Genomic DNA, 20806 nt, shown 5'->3' with positions numbered 1-20806 from the left:
TGTAAGAATGCAAGACTGTTAGCTGAATGGTATCCGAAAAAAAGGAGGAGACAGCATGCTCAGGAAACTTATCGGCAAACTCATTCACTCCGTCGGACACTCAAAATATGAAAGACGTAGAGGTTCTTCCGGCAACTACCACAGACAGCCGCATTACGGAAGGTCTTCAAGCAGCAGACACGGCTACGGCAGCGGACGCGGACACGGGTATTACAAGAACAGACACGGAAGCTCCAGCTGAAGCCGGGTTGATCGTAACAAGAATTTGGAGATTTTGCGGAAACGGCTTGCGCCGCCCTTTGTGGGAAGGCTCAAGCCGTTTCTTCTTGTAAGATTCGGAAAGCATGGACTTTATGAATCCGTCGACTTCGACTCCGAATTGGATATAGCCTGCTCTATTTCCCGAATGAACTCACAGGATTCCGTATAACGATTCGATTCTTCCAGAAGTCTCAGCAGTATCCTCCGCATCCCCGGCGTAAGCTCCAGCTCTTCCGACCAGCTGCGCTCTTCGCTGCCTGGAATCGGGGTGTAACCGGAATACAGCATGAAGAGCATGAGATGCCCGATATCGTGCAAATCGGAGGCTATGGCCGCGGGCATGCGCCTCGGCAGCCCGTCTTTATCCAGCTCGGGTTCGCCGTCGCAGCTCGATCTTTCGTCCCCGATCCGGCGGGCCAGTCCGAAGTCGATTAAATAAATATCCTCTCCCCGGATAATGACATTCGGAATACGAAGATCGAGGTGGACGTAGCCTCGTTCATGCACATGGTTCACCCGCTTCATCAAATTCAAGGCAAAGCGCAGCGTGTCCTGCTCCCAGAATATGCGGCCTTGCTCGAAAATTAATTGTTCCAGCGTAAGCCCCTCTACATAATCGTTAACCAACCATGCCGAGCCCGCTTCCTCAAAAAAATCTCTGAAGGCAGGGATATAGGGATGATCCAACTGCCGCAAGATATCCCGTTCCCGCATCAGCATTTTTTTCCCAACATTCCCTTTGCTCGGTTTTGCCTGTTTGAGGGCTACCTGGCGATTCTCCAGCGTGTCCAGGCAGCGGTATGCTAGTCCATAGCTTCCCATACCGATCCGGGACAGCACCTTGTACCGCTTTCCGATCAGCTCTCCCTCCTCCCGGGGATAATCCCTCCAGGCGGATAGAAATGCGCGCAGGCTTGCAAACAATGAACATCCTCCCCACGTTGTTCCGCCGTAATGTGATCTTTCTGTTCATTATTGCACATTTCCTCGGGTGTAGTGCAAGTTCGGAAGGATGAGGCGAAATGCTTGCGTTAGGTATTCTTACCTGGAAATATGGCTTGTAAGTTTCAGAAATTGCCGGCGATGTTTAAGCTACTAATAATGAAACTTTAAATCATCATTCTTTAAGGAGGCGAAAGCTTGGATCTGCTCGCAATTATCAAAGCCGTTATTTTGGGTCTGGTGGAAGGCCTGACCGAATTTGCTCCGGTGTCCTCAACGGGTCACATGATTATTGTCGACGACATGTGGTTGAAATCTCAGGAACTTCTCGGAAAATACACGGCCAATACGTTTAAGGTCGTAATACAGCTCGGCTCAATCCTTGCGGTCGTCGTCATCTTTAGAAATCGTTTCATCGATCTGCTTGGACTGAAACGCTTCAGCCGGGGATCGCTTGAGCCGGTCCCGGACGGCCAACCGCCGCAGATACATACGCCAGGCCGTCTGAGGCTTGGGCAGGTCCTGGTTGGTCTGATCCCGGCGGGTGTTCTGGGAATGCTGTTCGAGGATTACATTGACGAGTACCTCTTCTCGACGTCGACCGTGCTGATCGGGCTTGTGATCGGCGCCATATTTATGATCTGCGCGGATTTGTTCGCTCCGAAGCGTGTCAAGGCGCAGAGCGTTGACCAGATTACATACGGGCAGGCGCTTGGGGTCGGTCTGATCCAGTGTTTCTCACTGTGGCCCGGCTTCTCGCGTTCCGGCTCGACGATTTCGGGAGGCGTCCTTCTGGGCATGAGCCATCGCGCCGCCGCCGACTTCACCTTTATCATGGCGGTGCCCATTATGGCAGGCGCGAGCTTTATCTCATTGCTCAAGAACTGGCAGTACTTTACGATGGACGCGCTGCCGTTCTTTATCGCCGGATTTATCAGCGCCTTCGTGTTCGCGCTGCTGTCGATGCGGTTCTTCCTGAAGCTGATCAACCGCATCAAGCTGCTGCCGTTCGCCATCTACCGCATCGTGCTGGCCGCCTTCGTCTATATTATTTTCTTTTAACCGGTTATCAGGTATTGCTATAGCTGGAGCTTCCATCTTCTATTGCGGACCGCGGGGTCTTGCCGTAACATTAATGGTGTACTCAACATTCAAGTAACAGACCATTAAATAACGGAAACGGGTGCTTGCCGGACAAGAGAATTCCGGAGGCTTAAAAGGGAAGCTCGGTGCAAAGCCGACGCGGTCCCGCCACTGTAACGGACGAGTCTTCAGCCAGATTATGCCACTGTCAGCCTGGGCTGACGGGAAGGCTGCTGATGACGATGACGCCGCAGCCAGGAGACCTGCCTGTTTCGACGCACTGCTGTACCTACGGGAGATGGGAAGGTGTCAGATCGCAAACGTAATTTTAACGTAGGCGTCTTTCCCCTTGCGCTTTTGGGGGAAGGACGCCTTTTTGTTGGAAAGTTACGTGAAATGGACAGCGACTCTTCCGAGACGGACAAAAGGTTCACTTCCTTAAACAACGGAATATGATGTTTTTTTGGGAGCCTAAGGTAGGACCAGACGAATAGGAGGAACGGAGAAATGACAATTAACACAAGAACAAGCAATCTTGGATACCCGAGAATCGGTGCGAACCGGGAATGGAAAAAAGCATTGGAAGCTTACTGGGCGGGCCGGATCGGCGAAGAACAGCTGCGGGCGGAAATGGAACGTTATCAGCTGGGTAATTTGCGTAAGCAGCAGGAGGCGGGCATCGACCTGATTCCTGTGGGGGATTTCACGTATTACGATCATATGCTGGATACGGCGGTCATGTTCGGCATTGTGCCTCAGCGGTACCGGTACGAGGGAGGACCTGCCGGACTGGATCTGTATTTTGCCATGGCCCGCGGGAACTCCCGGGCGGCGGCGTGCGAAATGACGAAATGGTTCAATACGAATTACCATTACATCGTGCCGGAGATCGGCGATATCAAGCCTGTTCTAACGGAGAACAAACCGCTTGCCGCATACCGGTTCGCCAAATCGCAAGCGGGCATCGACGGAAAGCCCGTGGTTATCGGACTCTATACGTTTCTGAAACTGTCCAAGGGCTTTGCCCTTTCGGAAATCCGCAGTGTGGCGGAGCGGTTCCTGCCGGTTTATGTACAGCTACTGCAGGAGCTGGAACGGGAGGGAGCGGCATGGGTTCAAATTGACGAGCCGGCTGTAGTAACCGGACTTGGGAAAGAGGATATTGAACTTCTAGGCTACATCTTCGACGCGCTTCATTCCGCTGTTCCCGGTCTTTCCATTATGCTTCAGACGTATTTCGAGTCCGCCGAACCGCTTGAAGCTCTATTGAAGCTGCCGGTGCAGGGAGTCGGCCTCGATTTTGTACACGACGGCGGAGCCAACCTGGAAGCGATCGAGCGCCTGGGCTGGCCGGAGGATAAGACGCTCGGAGCGGGGGTGATCGACGGGCGCGGCATTTGGCGCTGCGACCCGGAGGATAAGCTGGCGCTGGCTGAAAGGCTGGAGCGGCTCGTACCGGAAGACAAGCTGATTCTGCAGCCGTCCAGCAGCCTGCTGCATGTGCCCGTGACGGTGCGGAGCGAGGAACGGCTGAAGCCGGAGGTGCGGAACGCGCTGGCCTTCGCCGATGAGAAGCTGGCGGAGCTTACGCTGCTGAAACGGGCGCTGCTTGAAGGCAGGGAAGCTGCCGGTACGCAGTGGACCGGGGCGAAGGCGGCGCTGGATGCCTTCCGCAAGCTGCCGGAGCGCAGCCGCGCGGACGTGGCGGGGCTTGAACGCGGCCTGGCCGAACTGCCGGATCACCGCAGCCCGGGCTACACCGAGCGCGCGAAGCGCCAGCAGGACAAGTGGCGCCTGCCGCTGCTGCCGACAACGACGATCGGCAGCTTTCCGCAGACACCGGAGGTCCGCCAGGCGCGGTTGAAATGGCGCAAAGGCGAGCTGAGCCAGGAACGCTATGATGAATTTATCCGCCTGCAAATCGCGGACGCCATCGCACTTCAGGAGAAGATCGGTCTGGACGTTCTGGTGCATGGTGAATTCGAACGTACGGATATGGTGGAGTTCTTCGGGGAGAAGCTGGACGGATTCCTGTTCACACAGAACGGTTGGGTGCAGTCCTATGGTTCCCGCTGCGTCAAGCCTCCGGTGATTTACGCCGATGTTGCTTTCACCGAACCGATGACCGTCAAGGAAAGCGTCTATGCGCAATCTTTGACGAAGCTGCCGGTAAAGGGCATGCTCACCGGACCGGTCACGATTCTGAACTGGTCGTTCGTGCGCGACGATCTGAGCAGAGAGAGGGTCGCCTACCAGATTGCGCTCGCTCTCCGGCAGGAGGTGCTGGCTCTGGAAAGCGCCGGTGTGGAAATGATTCAGGTGGACGAGCCGGCGGCGCGCGAAGGACTCCCCCTTAAGGAGAAGGACCGGACGCATTATCTGGACTGGGCTGTAAGAGCTTTCCGTATTTCCACAAGCCTCGTTCGTGATACGACGCAAATTCATACACATATGTGCTACTGCGAATTTAGCGATATGATCGATGCCATTTCCGATATGGATGCGGATGTTATTTCCATCGAGACTTCCCGCAGCCACGGCGAGCTGATTGCAAGCTTCGAGGAGATGAGATACGACAAAGGCCTCGGGCTGGGAGTGTATGACATCCATAGTCCGCGCGTTCCGTCAGTGGAGGAAATGGAGACCGGCATTAACCGGGCGCTGCGGGCTCTGCATCCGGAGCAGTTCTGGATCAATCCGGACTGCGGACTAAAGACGCGAGGCTGGAGCGAAACGGAGGCTTCGCTGCGAAATATGGTGGCGGCCGCGGAAGACGCCAGAAAGAAGGCGCGGGCGATTCAGCCGTAACTTGCGCGTGAGGAGCGGCATAGTGATACACCGGGAGTCCGATCCCGGTGTATTGTTTTTTCAACCTGCAACCTTCCAGAGGCTGGAATCGTCTAGAAATTAAATGTAAGGACGAACAGACATATTTGGGGGGATGGTCATGATAAAACGGGGGTTGTATTCCATTGTAACGCTGCTGGTGTTGTCTGTTGTGCTGGCTGGCTGCGGTTCGGGAGGCCGTGCCGATAACGCGGATCAGGCCAAATCGGATGCACATTCCGAGATGAAAAACAGCACAGCTTCTCTATCGGATGCCTCCAGCGAGGAGGCTCCGATCGCAGCCGGCGACGGAGGATCATCTGCCGGCGCGCAGGGGAACGGAAAGGGAAGCGGAATCCAGAAGGGCGGCAACTCCGCGGCAGATAACGGCAGTGCCGCTGCCGGAGGATTCACGGCAAGCGATGTGGCCGCCGGTCTGAACAAGAAGCTGATCTACCATGCCAATCTCAACATGGAAGTGGAGAATTACGAGAAAGCGCAGACGGAAGTGCGGAATTGGGTCAATCTCGCCCGCGGCTATATTATCGGATTCACGGAAACGGTGTCCGATTCCGAGCATGGCGGCACGTTTGTCGTGAAGGTGCCGGCTACCGGGTTCTCTTCCTTCATGGACAATCTGGAGAAGGTCAAGCATGAGTCGCTTCAACGCAGTATCGAGGGCCAGGATGTTTCCGAAGAGTATGTCGACCTTGAGGCGCGCCTCAAGGCGAAGCAGCTGCTTGAAACCCAATACATTGAATTTATGAAAAAGGCTGTCAAAGCCTCAGATTTGGTGGCTTTTGCCAATGAGCTTAGCCAAGTTCAGACGGAGATCGAGCAGATCAAGGGCAGAATGCGCTATATCGACCAGAATGTGCTGTACTCCACGGTGGAACTTCGGCTCTACCAGACGGACGTGAGCATCGCAAATCTGCGTAAGGATGAACGCCAGCCGCTGTTCGGCAGAGCCGCGGACGCGCTGCGCGGAACGCTGAATGCCTTGTCCATGGCATTCCAGTGGCTCTTTATCTTCTTGGCCGGAGCCCTCCCGGTGCTGATTGGCGCCGGCCTCATATTGGCCGTGCTGTTCTGGCTCCGGCGTTCAAGACGCGGCCGCCGCGAGGAGGCTTCGGTGCTGATCCGGGAAGCCAACCGGCAGAGGGAGAAGGGGCGGTCAGCATCCGGGGGTCCCGGATCCAATCCGGATAGCGGCGAAGAAGACCCTGGTGAAGCGCCTCAGGCGCCGGAACCTCCTGAACGCAAATAACACAAAAATCCTCCAGTCGGGCGGTAGCCCGGTATGGGGGATTTTTGTGTATTCCTCCCGGGAAAGGGAGGTGATTCTATTTGAACAATACCCGGTATTCGCCATATCCTTCTTTCTCGAGATCCTCCTCGGGAACGAAACGCAGCGCGGCAGAATTGATGCAGTACCGCAAACCGTTCGCCCCCGGTCCGTCGTTGAAGACATGTCCGAGATGCGAGTCGGCTTCTTTGCTTCGCACCTCCGTGCGGATCATCATATGGCTGAGATCGGTTTTCTCTTTCACCGAGTAGTCACGGAGCGGACGGGTGAAGCTTGGCCAGCCGCAACCGGAATCATATTTGTCCCTGGAGCTGAAGAGCGGCTCTCCGGACACGATGTCCACATAAAGGCCATCTCCGTGATGATCCCAAAATTCATTTTGAAACGGGGATTCCGTGGCGTTATTTTGCGTCACTTCATATTGCAGCGGGGTGAGCCGCTCTTTCAGGCTTTGCTTGTCTTCTTTATGCGACCAGTGGCTTTCGATAAAAGCTTCCCGGCCCGAGGCCTTGCGGTAGCGCTTGTAATGTCCCGGATTCTTGCGGTGATAGCCCTGATGATACTCCTCTGCCGGGTAAAAGACACCAGCCGGTTCAATGGGCGTGACAACCGGTCCCGAGAAGCGGCCGCTTTGTTGGATCGCGACCTTGGACGCCTCGGCTTCTTTGCGCTGCTCCTCATTGTGATAGAAGATCGCTGTCCGGTAGGAGGAACCGCGGTCATGAAACTGTCCGCCTTCATCCGTCGGATCGATCTGCTGCCAGAATAGCTCAAGCAGCTTGCTGTATGGAAAAATCGCGGGATCAAACGTGATTTGCACGGCTTCGGCATGTCCTGTCGTTTCGGAACATACTTCTTCATAAGTCGGATTGACGGTATGGCCTCCGGTATAGCCGGAGACGACATCGATAATGCCGGGCAGCTCCTCAAACGGGGAGACCATGCACCAGAAGCAGCCGCCTGCAAATGTCGCTTTTTCCGTTCGGGCACCTGCCCGATTAGTCTCTATGTCACTCATGATTGTCCCTCCACTCATATAAGCAATTAAATAGCTTGCAATTTAATTATAAACTATATAAATGCCTTTTGCCAGCGTATCCGAGGCAGGTGGCTTTCCAGGGACAAGTCTTCAGGCTTGTCCCTTGCTCTGCGGCTTGCCGATGCGCATCACCGCAAAGAACGTCAGGAGCGCCGCGATGTATAGCGCGGCGGCGACCGCAGCCGCTCCGGGATGCTGCCGGGCATGTCCGCCGAGGAAGGCGAACAGGGCGATGCCCGGAATTTTTCCTAGGGCCGTAGCCAGGATAAAGCTTCGGAAGGGCAGCCCGGCCGCGCCGGCGTAAGCGTTGACCGCCGTTTGCGGAATGACCGGCAGCAGACGGGCCGCCGCTACGGAAGCAAAAGGATGCCGCTGAACAGCAGCCGTAAATTTGTTCAGCGCCGGAATGGAGGCCAGATAACGGCGTGCTTGTTCTGGGAACAGCCATTTGACGGCGCCGAACATCAGCGCCGCGGCGACTGTAGTTGCCAACCAGCATATCGCTCCGCCGGCCAGGCTTCCATAAACATAACCGAACAGTCCGATCACGGCTTTGTACGGTACGACCGGAAATAAGGCCAGCGCTGTCGCGGCCAGGACGGAGAGAAGCGCATGTCCGTCTTTTCCCAGCCAGTCGAGAATGTTATATCTGTAGATAAACGCGGCGCCCATACCCGAAACATAAAGGAGCCCCAGCAGCCATTTTCTCATCTTAATATGTCCTTTCTCTTTCATCTTCACCCATCATACTGAAAAAAAACGAAGAATAGAAGAAAGCTCATTTGTCGAATCCTCACGGCAGGGTATAATAGCTTAATGAGATCAAGTGGCAACATCCATTGAGGGGGAAAAAATTGAAGGACTCCGCGATCATAAACATAGCTTTGATTGGAATCGGAAATATCGCCCGCAAAGTATATTTGCCGCTGCTTTCGCAATCACCGCGAGTCCGGATCGCCGGCATTCTCAGCTCTTCGGCCTCCACGGTAGAGAGTACGGTAAGCGCTTATCGGTTGCCTCAGGGCACATGCAGCCTGGATGAACTGCTCGGTTGGGATTTGGATGCGGTGTTTGTGCATGCCCCAACCCGGAACCATTACGAAATCGTAACGAAGTGTCTGGAGCGGGGGCTGGCGGTCTATGTCGACAAGCCGTTGTCCTACCGCCTGGAGGAATCGGTCAAGATGGCCGAGCTTGCCGAAAGCAAAGGACTGCTTCTCGGCGTCGGCTTCAACCGCCGCTTTGCGCCGCTTTATGCTGAGGCCAAGGCGTGGCTGGATGAAGCCGGGGGAGTTACCCACTGCAGCGCGGTCAAGCATCGGACGAAGCGGCAAAAGTTAAGCAGCCGGGAAACCGTGCATGACGACCTTATCCACATGCTTGAGCTGCTCCTGTGGCTGTGCGGGAATGATTATGAGCTTCTGCGCGGGTCTCTGCACAGCGACCTTGAAGGCCGGCTGGTTCAGGCGGCAGGCATGCTCGGTTGGAGCGGCGGCGCTTCCGGCGTGTACGGCATGGTGCGCGACGCCGGCGCCGATCTGGAGAAATTGGAGCTGCACGGCCATGGAAGGTCTGCGGAGATTGCGGACATGGAACGCGCCGTTTTTTATGACCGGAATGCGTCCCCTGTCGTACGCGGTTTTGGAAGCTGGGACACGATACTAACGCGCAGAGGCTTCAGCGGCGTGGTTGACCATTTTCTCGATCATATTCAAAAGCCGTCCGAATGCGGCATTTCCGCATTGTCCGTGCTTCCTGTCCACAGGCTGGCGGCGCAGCTGACGGAAAGGACAGACTAACACGAGAGGGGGAGAGAGAATGGATGATTACCGCAAATCGGTGGAAGACCGTATTGTTGAAAGCTACAAGCGCGACGAAGAGATGATGATCCTCGTATTCGCCCAATGGTGCGTAAATAACGGACTTGACCCGGAAGCCCTCTATTTGCAGGCCTATCCGCAGCAGCAAGGCAATGAACAGCTTGCCAGAGCTCTTGCGCTGACTGTGCCCGAAGGCGAGTCAGGATTTATTTCGGACGATACGGTGCTCGGTGTGCTCTCGCTATACGGAAATGACGATCTTGCATTTGTCGTTACCGAGGCGATTGCGGCAAGAAAGCATGCTGCGGAATAAACTTTTTTTGACAAACCATGTTCAATAAGGATGAAATATGTTAAAATTATATATACTAACTAAACGTAAGTTTTTAATTAGCGAGAGGTGAATACAGTGGAAGAGCATCATTTGACGATGTGCCCCCGGTTTGAGACGGCCTTTTCTTTTCTGGGCAAACGGTGGAACGGCCTAATTATCCAGACTTTGATGAGCGGACCGAAGCGCTTTAAAGATATATCAGGTCTCATTCCTTTGATGAGCGATAAAATGCTGTCGGAACGAATGAAGGATCTGGAAAGCGAAGGCATTCTGGTTCGCCATGTCTATCCGGAGACGCCGGTACGCATCGAATACGAGCTGACGGATAAAGGCCGCGCTCTGGAGCCTGTCATGCAGCAGATTCAGGCCTGGGCGGAAAATTGGGTGAAGTAACCGCAGATCAAACGGCAAAAGAACGGACGTCAAAGCTTATCGGCCTCCGTTTTTTTTGCTGAAAAGACTTGCACAATAGCAGGAAAGAAGTAATATTATAGAAAAAAACATATGGTTCAATCTTATTGGAAGCGTTTACTAATGAGTCGTTTTGTCCATATACAGAATATAAAGGTCTCCAGGTCCCCGTAAGCTGCCTGAATAAACTTCTAAGCAAATACCCCGCTTTGCGGGGGAAATCTAGGGAGGCGAGCAAGATGAAGACCACCCTGTTCTCGCGGGAAGTCGGTTACGGAAAAAAGGATGTGGCCGAGCTGGAAACGGCATCTGTCAAAGTGCAGCTTATTTATGACAAGGCGCTGTTCATGCTGCACAGCCATCTCCCTGCCTCATTGTGGAACGCTTCAATCGGAGTGCCTTACAGCATTATTTCTTCCCTGTATAAAGGCAACGGCGACGGCGGAACGGTGTTTCAGAAATGGATTCAAGGGCCTGCGGGCTGGAAGTGCATCGGCTGCGAAAGGCACTGCCTGGAGCAGGGAGAAACGGAACACGAGGCGAATCTGCCGGATAAGCCGCGCACGTACACTTTTCACAACGGCCGAAGACAAAGCCTGATTCTTCAGGCGGTGATCTGGGCGCTGTATGAAAAAACACGGATGTTTCATCCTTTTTTGGGCGGCGAGACCTTTCTGGACGGCGACGATCTGGAGACGATTTCGGCCTATTTTGTGCCTACTTATATCAACGATGTTCGTTTTCAGGAACTTGACAAACCATGCAAAGCCTACACGGACACCAATGTTCGCGTCTTTCAGGAATGGATCGCGGCTCCTGACCTTGTGCTTCAATGGGATGGGGGATTGACGGAGGGAAGATGGATGACTGGGGTGTATGTCAATCAGGCCAAATTTGCCGGGCTCGGTCCCTATCTGAAGGATGCTGCGGGTAAGCGAACATATATGGAAGCCTATGTACAGTAATGCCTGTTCAACAATATGATCGAATTAACGTGATTCAAATCACGCGGAGACTCTCCTTCCGGGGTTAAGGTAGAAGCAGATCAATAAGTAACCCCTAAGGAGGAATCATGATGAGCGTTAAACAACCTTTATTTAATAGTGATACATTGGTAAAAGAAATCGTCCTGCAGTTCCCGAAAGCCGCGGATTATTTCAAGGCAAGCAAAATCGATTTCTGCTGCGGCGGCGCAAAGCCGCTTCGGGAGGCGACCGATGAGCGCGGTCTTGAAGCGGACGCCGTTATCGGCGATTTGTACAAGCTGCTGGAGCAGTACCCGGTGCTTGAAGAGGATACCGCTTGGAACGGAGCATCCTCCGAAGAGCTGATATCTCATATTGTGGATAAGCATCACCGCTATCTGAGAGAAGAACTGCCGCTGATCGGTCAGAATGTCACGAAGGTCTATCGTGTACACGGCGGGGATTCCCCGCATCTGGCCGAAGTATACCGACTGTTCAACCAGCTGAAGGACGAGCTTCTGGAGCACACGGCAAAGGAAGAAACGCAGGATTTTCCGAGTATTCTTGCCTATGAGCAACACGGAAACGAAGAATCCCTGTCCGCTCTGCGCGAGTCTCTCGGCGATTTGGAAGAAGAGCATGACGCCGCTGGCAATATTCTCAAACAGCTTCGCGCCGTTACCGGCGACTTCACTCCTCCAGAGCATGCCTGCACGACTTACCGTCTGACCTATGCGCGGCTGGAGGAACTGGAAGGCATGACCTTCGAACATGTTCATCTGGAGAACAACATTTTGTTCCCGAGATATCAATAGTAGTTTCAGTTTCGGTCAACAGCCGATTTCCCCTGGATTATCTTTGGGAAATCGGCTTTTTCTCGTATGTCAAGTGGGTAAATGACAGTATTTGTTACAAAATGATGTGAAAATATTCACTATTGGAGTGACTGTGGTCACCCATCTAGTTAAAATTTAAAGAGTATAATTCCGGTATTAAGCACGAGAATTGATTACCGAAGCTTTGAGGGAGGACCTGACAATGACATCGAATCGAGAAAAATTAGTATTGATCGGCAACGGCATGGCAGGCGTAGGCACTATTGAACAGATTTTGAAGCTTGGCGGAGCATACGACATCACCGTCTTCGGCAGCGAGCCTCACCCCAATTATAACCGCATCATGCTGTCTTACGTGCTCGAAGGAAGCAAAACCGTGGACGATATTATCCTGAACGATTGGAATTGGTACAAGGATAACGGCATTACACTGCACACCGGAACCACGGTGACCCGCATTGACGGAGAATCGCGGAAGGTTATCGCTGAGAATGGCTTGACCGCCGATTACGATAAAGTCATTATCGCCACCGGGTCGAATTCGTTCATTTTGCCGATCCCTGGCAGCAGCAAGGAAGGCGTCGTGGGCTTCCGCGACATTGCCGATTGCGAAGCAATGCTGGACGCTGCAAAGCAGTATGGCAAAGCGGCTGTTATCGGCGGCGGACTGCTCGGGCTGGAAGCGGCAAAAGGTCTCGTGAACCTGGGTATGGACGTAACTGTCGTCCACCTGATGGAGGATCTGATGGAGCGGCAGCTGGATCATACCGCCGCTTCGATGCTGAAAGCGGAACTGGAGCGCCAGGGCGTCAAGTTCGCCATGGGCAAGCAGACCGTGGAGCTGACCGGCGATGAGCGGGTAAGCGGACTCCGATTCGCTGACGGCACGGAGCTGAAAGCTCAGTTCGTGGTCATGGCCGTCGGCATCAAGCCGAATGTGGAGCTGGCGAAGGAGAGTGGCATTGAAGTTAACCGCGGCATCGTGGTGGATGACTTCTTGCAAACGTCGCTTACGGACGTGTATTCCGTCGGCGAATGCACCGAGCACCGCGGCATCTGCTATGGCCTGGTAGCTCCGCTGTTCGAACAGGGTACTGTACTCGCGAAGCATTTGTGCGGCGTGGAAACGAACCCTTATGAAGGATCGGTCGTCTCTACCAAGCTGAAGATTTCCGGCGTGGACGTCTTCTCGGCAGGGGAATTTATCGAGACGCCGGAGCATACGGTCATTGCCGCCAAAGATGATTGGAAGAGAACCTACAAGAAAATTTTGCTGAGGGACAACATTATTGTCGGCGCTGTTCTGTTCGGCGATGTGACGGAATCCGCCAGCCTGCAAAAGCTGGTGAAGCAGGGCGCGGAGATGACGGACGACATTTATGCGGACGTTATGGGAACCGGATGCTGCGGCGGAGGCGGGGCCAAGAAGACGGCGTCCGTCGAAAGCATGTCCGACGAGGAAATCGTCTGCGGCTGCAACGGTGTGACCAAGAAGGCGATCGTGGACGCCATCACTGACAACGGCTTTACAACCGTGGATGAAATCAAGGCCTGTACCGGCGCCACGCGTTCCTGCGGCGGCTGTAAGCCGGTCGTGGAACAGATTCTTCAGTATGTGCTCGGCGACGGCTTCGAGCAGAGCGCGAAGACCGGCATCTGCGGCTGCACGACGCTCAGCCGGGATGAAATTGTGGCCGAAATCCGGGCCAAAGGGCTGACGACGACCAAAGAGGTCATGAACGTCCTCGGCTGGAAGCAGGAAGAAGGCTGCTCGAAATGCCGCCCGGCGGTCAACTATTATCTGGGCATGATCTATCCGGATACGCATGAAGACGAGAAGGAATCGCGCTTTGTCAATGAGCGGATGAGCGCCAACATTCAGAAGGACGGGACATTTACTGTCGTTCCGCGGATGTACGGCGGGGTGACGACGCCGGAAGATTTGAAGAGAATCGCCGATGTCTCCATTAAATACGATGTCAAGGTTGTCAAAGTGACCGGCGGACAGCGTCTGGACCTGATCGGCATCAAGAAAGAAGATGTTCCTAAAGTATGGGAGGAGCTGGACATGCCTTCCGGCTATGCTTACGCCAAATCTCTGCGGACAGTCAAGACCTGCGTAGGATCGCAGTTCTGCCGTTTCGGTACCCAGGATTCAATGGGCATGGGCGCGCTGCTGGAGCGGAAATATGAGCGACTTGATTTCCCCGCCAAATTCAAAATGGCTGTAAACGGCTGCCCGCGGAACTGCGCGGAATCCTGCACGAAGGATATCGGCATCGTCGGCAATGACGGAGGCTGGGAAGTGTTCATCGGCGGCAACGGCGGCATCAAGCCCCGGATAGCGGATTCCTTCTGCAAAGTGAAGACGGACGATGAGTTGGTCGAAATCTGCTCCGCCGTCATGCAGTATTACCGCGAAACCGGCAATTACATGGAAAGAACGTCCGAATGGGTGGAACGCCTGGGCTTGGACCAGATCAAATCCGTTATTCTGGACAACGAGGAAGAGCGCAAGGCGTTGGCGCAGCGCATCGATTTTGCCTTAACACAGGTTAAAGATCCATGGAAAAAAATGCTGAACGACGGCGAGACGCGCACCGCGCTGTTTGAAACGGCGGAAATCCGTTAAGCCAATTCGGGCAAAAGGAGGAGAGGGCAATGGAAGCAGCAAGACAAACCTATGCCGCAGGCAAGGTACAGGAATATCTGAAACAAATTGGCCGCGCAGTTGTCATCGAAGGCAAAGAGCTGGCCGTATTCCGCACTTCGGGTGACGAGTTCTACGCTCTGGAGAACCGCAGTCCTCATCCAAAGGGAGGTCCTCTGGCCGAAGGAATCGTGTCCGGGCACTATCTGTACGACCCCCTGTACGACTGGAAAATCGATCTCCGCACCGGCGAGGTTCAGGCTCCCGATCAGGGGCAGGCGACGGTTTATCCGGTTTATATCGACGGAGATACGGTGGTTATCGGTATTTAAATCCTACAAAGAACAATGACGGGGTGTTAGGAATAAATGTTTACGCAAAGCGTGGAAACGATTATTGAAGCAGCGGTAACGAAACGCGACAAAATGAATGAAAGCCTGCCGAGATATGCTTTGGCGGCGTTACTGGCCGGGGCGTACGTAGGGATCGGCATCATCCTGATCTTCACTTTGGGGGCGCCATTGGCAGCGGCCAAATCGCCCTTCCAGCCGCTTGTCATGGGCTCTACCTTCGGCATCGCGCTGACGCTGGTCATCTTTGCCGGCTCGGAGCTTTTTACCGGGAATAACATGTTCTTTACCGCCAGCACTTTAGCGGGCAGAACAAGTCTATGGGATACCATCAAGAACTGGGTGATCGTCTTTCTGGGCAACCTTGCCGGCGCAGTGCTGTTGGCCTGGCTGGTTCAGGGAACGGGGCTGTTCAAGGCTGCCGGGCCGGATCATCTGATCTTTGCGGCGACGGCCAAAAAGATGAGCCTCCCTGTATCGGAGCTCTTCTTCCGCGGTATTCTGTGCAACTGGCTCGTTTGTCTTGCGATCTGGATGTCGTCCCGGGCCAAGAGCGAAGGCGCCAAGCTGGTGCTGATATGGTGGTGTCTGCTTGCCTTTATCGCCAGCGGATATGAGCATAGCGTGGCGAACATGACACTGATGAGCGTGGCGCTGCTGCTGCCGAACCATCCGGAGACCGTTACCCTTGCCGGTTGGCTGCATAATATGATCCCGGTCACGCTGGGCAATATCATCGGCGGCGGCGTATTTGTCGGCATGGCTTACTGGGTCATCTCACCTGTGCGCGGCGGCGTTAAGTCCAAGTAACCGGCTGTTCCCACTCACAAAATCTATTACGCTGCGGCGCGGCTGCCGCTTAAAGTCCGAACGGGCTTTAGGCGGCAGTCTTTTTTTGTCGTTAATAAGTCTGCGGATACAAAAAAAGCGTCCGAAAACGGACGCCTGCGGCCATAAAAATCAGGTCGAAAAAAACGAACATGTATGTTTCACTGAGGTGAAAAGAGGGTAAATATTAGCTGTGTTAAATTCGGCAAATCTCATTAGGACAAAGTTCGCAGTGGCAAATGTCCTGGAGCATTTCCAGATCTTTAATCACAATCATGCCGTTCTCATACTCTACGGCGTCTTTTTTGCGCAAATCGCTAAGCATGCGGTTAACGCTCTCGCGAGTCGCGCCGATCATGTTGGACAAGTCGGTATGCGTAATTTTTTTGTTGATCAGAATGGCTTCGCCGTTCTTCTCGCCATAAGTGTTGCTCAGACGGATCAGCGTGGAGCAGAGGGCGCCAGGTTTGCCGTACATCATCAGATCGCGGAATTTGGTCTGCGTCAGACGGTGATGAATGCCCATCCACTTCATAAAATCGATGGCAAAATCACAATGCTGGCAAATCAGAATTTCCAGATCCTTGTGCTCGATCACGCCAACTTCGCTTTCCTCGATCACTTCGGCGGTGAAGCTGTGCTTCGTGCTGAAGAAAGGATCGGCTTGACCGACCATATCGCCGGCTTGATACATATAAAGAATGAGTTCTTTTCCTTCATCCGTGGATTTGGTCAGCTTGACGCGTCCGCGTTTGATGTAAAACAGCTTATCCGAGTAGTCGCCTTCCCAGAATAAATGAGAGCCTTCCGGAACCAAACGTTCTTTCATCGTTACTAGCAGTCTGTTAAAGTTTTGTTCCGAGAAACAGTTTGTATTTCCATGGGCTTCGATAACATTAGTATGTTCTTTCATAATCGACATCCCCTTTATTCCCTCAGTTTTTCAGTAAATTTTAAATTAATTATACAATGAAATTCCTCAATATGGGTGAAAAAATTGCGAAAAAAGTGTCTAATTTTCAACATTGTGATTATTTTCACTTCAAAAGAGTGATTTCGAGTGTGATTTCTAATATATTTTTCCATTTCATGCTGTTTGACGTTGTCCCAGGATAGCGGCAAACAGCTTTTTTTTACTATAAATGATGGTTGAGTCTTAGGCAAGCAAGAAAGTAGTTTTGGAACAACTTTCATAGGCTGTACGGGGGCTGCCAGTAAAATTTTCAACAAGTGCACGTACCTTTAGTTGCCGAAGTGTATTTGTTCAGTAGGAAAGGCGACTTAAGGTGATCACATTGGGCAGCGGCTTTTATCGGAATATGATTGGAGAATCCACTTTCTTCTATTGAATAAATTTGACGTCATTCTTCCGGATATATTTAAAGTGTCCCGGAGCATCGCGAGTCGGTGCTTCGTTTTTCATTGCCATTCTATTGTTCATACTGATCTTTGCTAAGATAGGGTCTTGACCCTTTCTGCTTCATGGATTAAATGGTTCTGGAAATCGCTCGTTATGTTCAACAAGTATAAATATGGACAGATGCCTCATTAGTCAGTAAAAAAATTCGTCAGTGCGGTCAGGAACCTCAGTGCAATCATTAAATTCGCCATCCTGCTCTTACAGCTCTGCCAACTGTCATAGCAAATTGTGTTCTTGCATGTTTTTATTTTCGGCGTCTTCTTGGGGTAGGTATATATAGGCATACGTCTGCCACGTCTTTTTCTCGCCGAATCTTTATAGTTGGCTTGTAAGGGGGGGGGGAATAACAGGGTTACGGTCCAGAACAATGGTTGAGGAGCGCCTTCGAAGGAAACCGGTTCGGGAACGAACGACGGATAGGGAAGCATGTAGCAATGGAAGCCTATCAGAGCGCAGAGCAACAAGTCTCTTGTAAGGGGACGTTCTTCAGGAAGTGAATCGTCTTTACAACCCAGCTGCCCGCAAAAAAGGTTTAGGAGGTATGCGATACGATCAAGGCATAATTAGAAAATTCCGCTCCATAAGCGTCAACGCAACGCCAACCTCGCTTAGGCTCAGCTTGATCATTAATAAAAAGACGATTATTTTTTAAAATTAGGAATAATAGCATGGAAAATCCTTCTATTCAACGGCTTCTTAGGTAATTAGTAATTTGTTACCAACTGGGTTCATCTATCATTCCGCCGGAATCCTATAATTTAAGAATATAGATAAGAGATTGAAGTAGGCAAGATGTCCTGAAACCCCCTCAAAATGTAAGCGCTTTGAAAAAAGCGCAAAAAAATTTTATACTTTGTGAAAGATTTCACTATACAAGTCGCATTTGGTGTGATATTATCGAGGTGTAGAGAAGAACAAACACAAATTGACAGGAGGACGAGGGAAATGGCAGTTAAGAATGAAGTGGCCGCCCAAGTGCAACAACCAACCGCTGAAGAATATATTCAGACTCTGGTGGATAAAGCAAAGAAAGCTCAAGAAGCATTCATGGCTCTCGATCAAGAACAAGTCGACAAAATCGTTCATGCTATGGCACTGGCCGGTTTGGACAAACACATGTACCTGGCAAAATTGGCTGTAGAAGAAACAGGCCGCGGTGTTTATGAAGACAAAATCACGAAGAACATTTTCGCTACAGAATATATCTGGCACGGAATCAAGTACGACAAAACAGTAGGTGTTATTGAAGATAATCCTTACGACAGCTACCAAAAGATTGCCGAACCGGTCGGCGTTGTTATGGGCATCACTCCGGTAACCAACCCAACATCCACCACGATGTTTAAAGCGTTGATTTCCATTAAGACACGTAACCCTATTATATTCGGTTTTCACCCATCTGCGCAAGCATGTAGTGCCGCAGCCGCAAAAATTTTGCATGACGCAGCAGTAAAAGCAGGCGCTCCGGAGAACTGCATCCAATGGATTGAGCAGCCGACCATGGACAAGACCAACGCATTGATGAACAACGATGGTGTGGCTCTGATCCTGGCTACAGGCGGATCCGCAATGGTTAAAGCGGCTTACAGCTGCGGCAAACCGGCTCTTGGCGTAGGCCCTGGTAACGTGCCTGCCTTCATTGAAAAGAGCGCTAATATCGACCAAGCTGTAAACGACATTATTCTTTCGAAAACATTCGACAACGGCATGATCTGCGCATCCGAGCAAGCCGTTATTATTGAAGAAGCCATCTTCGATCAAGTAAAGAAGAAAATGATTGCCAACGGCTGTTACTTCGTCAATAAAGATGAAGCTGCCAAGCTGACCAACGGCGCAATGAACGTAGAAAAATGCGCGGTTAATCCGGTAATCGTCGGCCAATCTGCTGTGAAGATTGCTGAAATGTGCGGTATCCAAGTTCCTGCCGGTACCAAGATTCTGGTAGCTGAACTTGAAGGTGTAGGCACTAAATACCCGCTGTCCGCTGAAAAGCTGAGCCCGGTTTTGGCCTGCTATAAAGTTAAAAACGCCGATCAAGGTATCGAACGCGCGGCACAAGTTGTTGAGTTTGGCGGTTTGGGCCACAGCTCGGCCATCCACTCCAACAACGAAGAAGTTATCATGAAATTCTCGCACCGTCTGCAAACCGGACGTATTCTCGTCAATTCGCCTTCCACTCATGGCGCAATCGGCGACATCTATAACACGAACATCCCTTCGCTGACTCTGGGCTGCGGATCTTACGGCCGCAACTCGGTATCCCAAAACGTTACTGCCATTAACATGATCAACGTGAAAAGGGTGAATCGTCGTATCGTGAATATGCAATGGTTTAAAGTGCCGGATAAAATTTACTTCGAAAAAGGTGCAACTCAGTACCTGGCCAAAATGCCTGAAATCACTCGTGTCGCAATCATTACTGACCCGATGATGGTTAAACTCGGCTACGTGGAAAGAGTAGAACACTATCTGCGTCAACGCCAAACTCCTGTAGCGATCGAAGTGTTCTCGGAAGTTGAACCGGATCCGTCGACAACTACGGTTGAAAAAGGCACGGCTATGATGAACAGATTCCAGCCTGACTGCATCATCGCTCTGGGCGGCGGTTCCCCAATGGACGCTGCTAAGGGAATGTGGCTGTTCTACGAACATCCAGATGCTGACTTCGAAGGCTTGAAACAAAAATTCTTGGATATCCGTAAACGGGTTTATAAGTTCCCTAAACTCGGAAATAAAGCGAAATTCGTTGCAATCCCGACAACTTCGGGTACAGGTTCGGAAGTAACTTCCTTCGCGGTTATTACCGACAAAACGTCTGGCAACAACACGAAATACCCGCTGGCCGATTATGAGCTTACTCCTGACGTAGCCATTATCGATCCGGAATTCGTATACAGCCTGCCGAAGACTGCCGTTGCCGATACAGGTATGGACGTACTGACGCATGCCATCGAAGCGTATGTATCCGTTATGGCGAGCGACTACTCCGACGGTCTGGCTATCAAAGCTATCCAACTGGTATTCCAATACCTGGAGAAATCCGCACTGGAAGCCGACAAGCTTGCCCGCGAAAAAATGCACAATGCATCGACGCTGGCCGGTATGGCATTCGCCAACGCGTTCCTGGGTATCAACCACAGCTTGGCGCATAAATGGGGCGGTCAATACCACACGGCTCATGGACGCACCAATGCCATCCTGATGCCGCACGTTATTCGTTACAACGCGAAGAAACCTTCGAAGTTCGCTTCGTTCCCGAAATATTCGCACTTTGTGGCTGACGAGCGCTATGCCGAAATCGCCCGCATTCTGGGACTGCCGGCCCGCACTACGGAAGAAGGCGTCACCAGCCTGATCAACGCTATTCGCGACATGAACAAAAAGCTGGGTATCGAAGAATCGTTCCAACAACTGGGCTTCGATCCGAAAGACTTCGAATCCCGCGTAGACTACCTGGCAGACCGCGCGTTCGAAGACCAATGTACAACTGCCAATCCGAAGCTGCCGCTGGTAAGTGAACTTGCCGACGTATACCGCAATGCTTTCTATGGCAGATTCGACAACTAATATCAAGTAATTTTCAGGTCATACTAAAGTTAAATTTATATAGAAACTGAATATTGAATGTAGTAGAATCTGGGATTTGAATTAGAGTGACAAATATCACCAAAAAGTTGTTCAAAGGTGATATTTGTCACAGTTTTCTTTTGGAAAGTAAACTAAGATGTTTATATA

The 20806-nt window shown here is 52.1% G+C and carries 17 protein-coding genes and 1 riboswitch; of the genes, 13 read left to right on the top strand and 4 right to left on the bottom strand.

Annotation, left to right across the window (positions count from 1 at the left end; all coding sequences use genetic code 11):
• The first annotated feature begins 55 nt into the window (after nt 1-55).
• A complete protein-coding gene (locus PUR_RS17920; protein ID WP_179036420.1) occupies nt 56-241 on the top strand; it encodes a hypothetical protein in 186 nt (61 codons plus the stop codon).
• Nucleotides 242-351: 110 nt separating this feature from the next.
• Here the strand turns inward: PUR_RS17920 and PUR_RS17915 are convergent, their stop codons facing one another.
• Complete coding sequence (locus PUR_RS17915) at nt 352-1185, bottom strand: serine/threonine protein kinase (RefSeq protein WP_179036419.1); 834 nt, start codon at nt 1183-1185, stop codon at nt 352-354.
• Nucleotides 1186-1401: 216 nt separating this feature from the next.
• Here PUR_RS17915 and PUR_RS17910 point away from each other — a divergent pair, with 216 nt between their 5' ends.
• The 3 genes from PUR_RS17910 to PUR_RS17900 all read left to right on the top strand — a co-directional run bounded on the left by PUR_RS17910 (nt 1402) and on the right by PUR_RS17900 (nt 6379).
• Nucleotides 1402-2265, top strand: a complete 864-nt coding sequence (locus PUR_RS17910; protein WP_179036418.1) for an undecaprenyl-diphosphate phosphatase — start codon at nt 1402-1404, stop codon at nt 2263-2265.
• 102 nt (nt 2266-2367) lie between these two features.
• Nucleotides 2368-2571, top strand: a riboswitch (cobalamin riboswitch).
• Nucleotides 2572-2793: 222 nt separating this feature from the next.
• Complete coding sequence (metE, locus tag PUR_RS17905) at nt 2794-5094, top strand: 5-methyltetrahydropteroyltriglutamate--homocysteine S-methyltransferase (RefSeq protein WP_269474673.1); 2301 nt, start codon at nt 2794-2796, stop codon at nt 5092-5094.
• A gap of 139 nt (nt 5095-5233) precedes the next feature.
• Entirely contained in the window at nt 5234-6379 is a 1146-nt protein-coding gene (locus PUR_RS17900; RefSeq protein WP_179036417.1) for a DUF4349 domain-containing protein, read from the top strand.
• Nucleotides 6380-6455: 76 nt separating this feature from the next.
• Here PUR_RS17900 and msrA read toward each other — a convergent pair whose 3' ends face one another.
• Both msrA and PUR_RS17890 read right to left on the bottom strand, forming a co-directional pair.
• Nucleotides 6456-7436, bottom strand: coding sequence for a peptide-methionine (S)-S-oxide reductase MsrA (gene msrA / locus PUR_RS17895; protein ID WP_179036416.1), 981 nt, complete (start codon nt 7434-7436; stop codon nt 6456-6458).
• Nucleotides 7437-7547: 111 nt separating this feature from the next.
• Nucleotides 7548-8168, bottom strand: a complete 621-nt coding sequence (locus PUR_RS17890) for a TVP38/TMEM64 family protein (RefSeq protein WP_179036415.1) — start codon at nt 8166-8168, stop codon at nt 7548-7550.
• 143 nt (nt 8169-8311) lie between these two features.
• Here PUR_RS17890 and PUR_RS17885 point away from each other — a divergent pair, with 143 nt between their 5' ends.
• The 8 genes from PUR_RS17885 to PUR_RS17850 all read left to right on the top strand — a co-directional run bounded on the left by PUR_RS17885 (nt 8312) and on the right by PUR_RS17850 (nt 15633).
• Nucleotides 8312-9256 (top strand): Gfo/Idh/MocA family protein, encoded by a 945-nt coding sequence (locus tag PUR_RS17885; RefSeq protein WP_179036414.1) that lies wholly within the window; start codon nt 8312-8314, stop codon nt 9254-9256.
• Nucleotides 9257-9275: 19 nt separating this feature from the next.
• Nucleotides 9276-9590, top strand: a complete 315-nt coding sequence (locus PUR_RS17880) for a hypothetical protein (protein ID WP_179036413.1) — start codon at nt 9276-9278, stop codon at nt 9588-9590.
• 117 nt (nt 9591-9707) lie between these two features.
• Entirely contained in the window at nt 9708-10004 is a 297-nt protein-coding gene (locus PUR_RS17875) for a winged helix-turn-helix transcriptional regulator (RefSeq protein WP_179037973.1), read from the top strand.
• Nucleotides 10005-10261: 257 nt separating this feature from the next.
• Nucleotides 10262-10987, top strand: a complete 726-nt coding sequence (locus tag PUR_RS17870; protein WP_179036412.1) for a hypothetical protein — start codon at nt 10262-10264, stop codon at nt 10985-10987.
• Between the two features lie 110 nt (nt 10988-11097).
• A complete protein-coding gene (ric, locus tag PUR_RS17865) occupies nt 11098-11802 on the top strand; it encodes an iron-sulfur cluster repair di-iron protein (RefSeq protein WP_179036411.1) in 705 nt (234 codons plus the stop codon).
• 223 nt (nt 11803-12025) lie between these two features.
• Nucleotides 12026-14455: a nitrite reductase large subunit NirB gene (gene nirB, locus PUR_RS17860; RefSeq protein WP_179036410.1), complete on the top strand. Its 2430-nt coding sequence runs from the start codon at nt 12026-12028 to the stop codon at nt 14453-14455.
• Between the two features lie 29 nt (nt 14456-14484).
• Complete coding sequence (gene nirD, locus PUR_RS17855) at nt 14485-14805, top strand: nitrite reductase small subunit NirD (RefSeq protein ID WP_179036409.1); 321 nt, start codon at nt 14485-14487, stop codon at nt 14803-14805.
• A gap of 36 nt (nt 14806-14841) precedes the next feature.
• Nucleotides 14842-15633, top strand: a complete 792-nt coding sequence (locus PUR_RS17850; protein WP_179036408.1) for a formate/nitrite transporter family protein — start codon at nt 14842-14844, stop codon at nt 15631-15633.
• 214 nt (nt 15634-15847) lie between these two features.
• Here the strand turns inward: PUR_RS17850 and PUR_RS17845 are convergent, their stop codons facing one another.
• The gene (locus PUR_RS17845) at nt 15848-16564 is read right to left on the bottom strand and encodes a Crp/Fnr family transcriptional regulator (RefSeq protein ID WP_179036407.1); all 717 of its coding nucleotides are present in this window, start codon (nt 16562-16564) and stop codon (nt 15848-15850) included.
• Nucleotides 16565-18016: 1452 nt separating this feature from the next.
• Between PUR_RS17845 and adhE the strand changes: the two genes are divergently transcribed.
• Complete coding sequence (gene adhE / locus PUR_RS17840) at nt 18017-20638, top strand: bifunctional acetaldehyde-CoA/alcohol dehydrogenase (protein WP_179036406.1); 2622 nt, start codon at nt 18017-18019, stop codon at nt 20636-20638.
• The last annotated feature ends 168 nt before the right edge of the window (nt 20639-20806 follow it).

Source organism: Paenibacillus sp. URB8-2, from assembly GCF_013393385.1.
GTDB lineage: Bacteria > Bacillota > Bacilli > Paenibacillales > Paenibacillaceae > Paenibacillus_AQ.
This window is presented reverse-complemented; position numbering and strand designations above follow the sequence as displayed.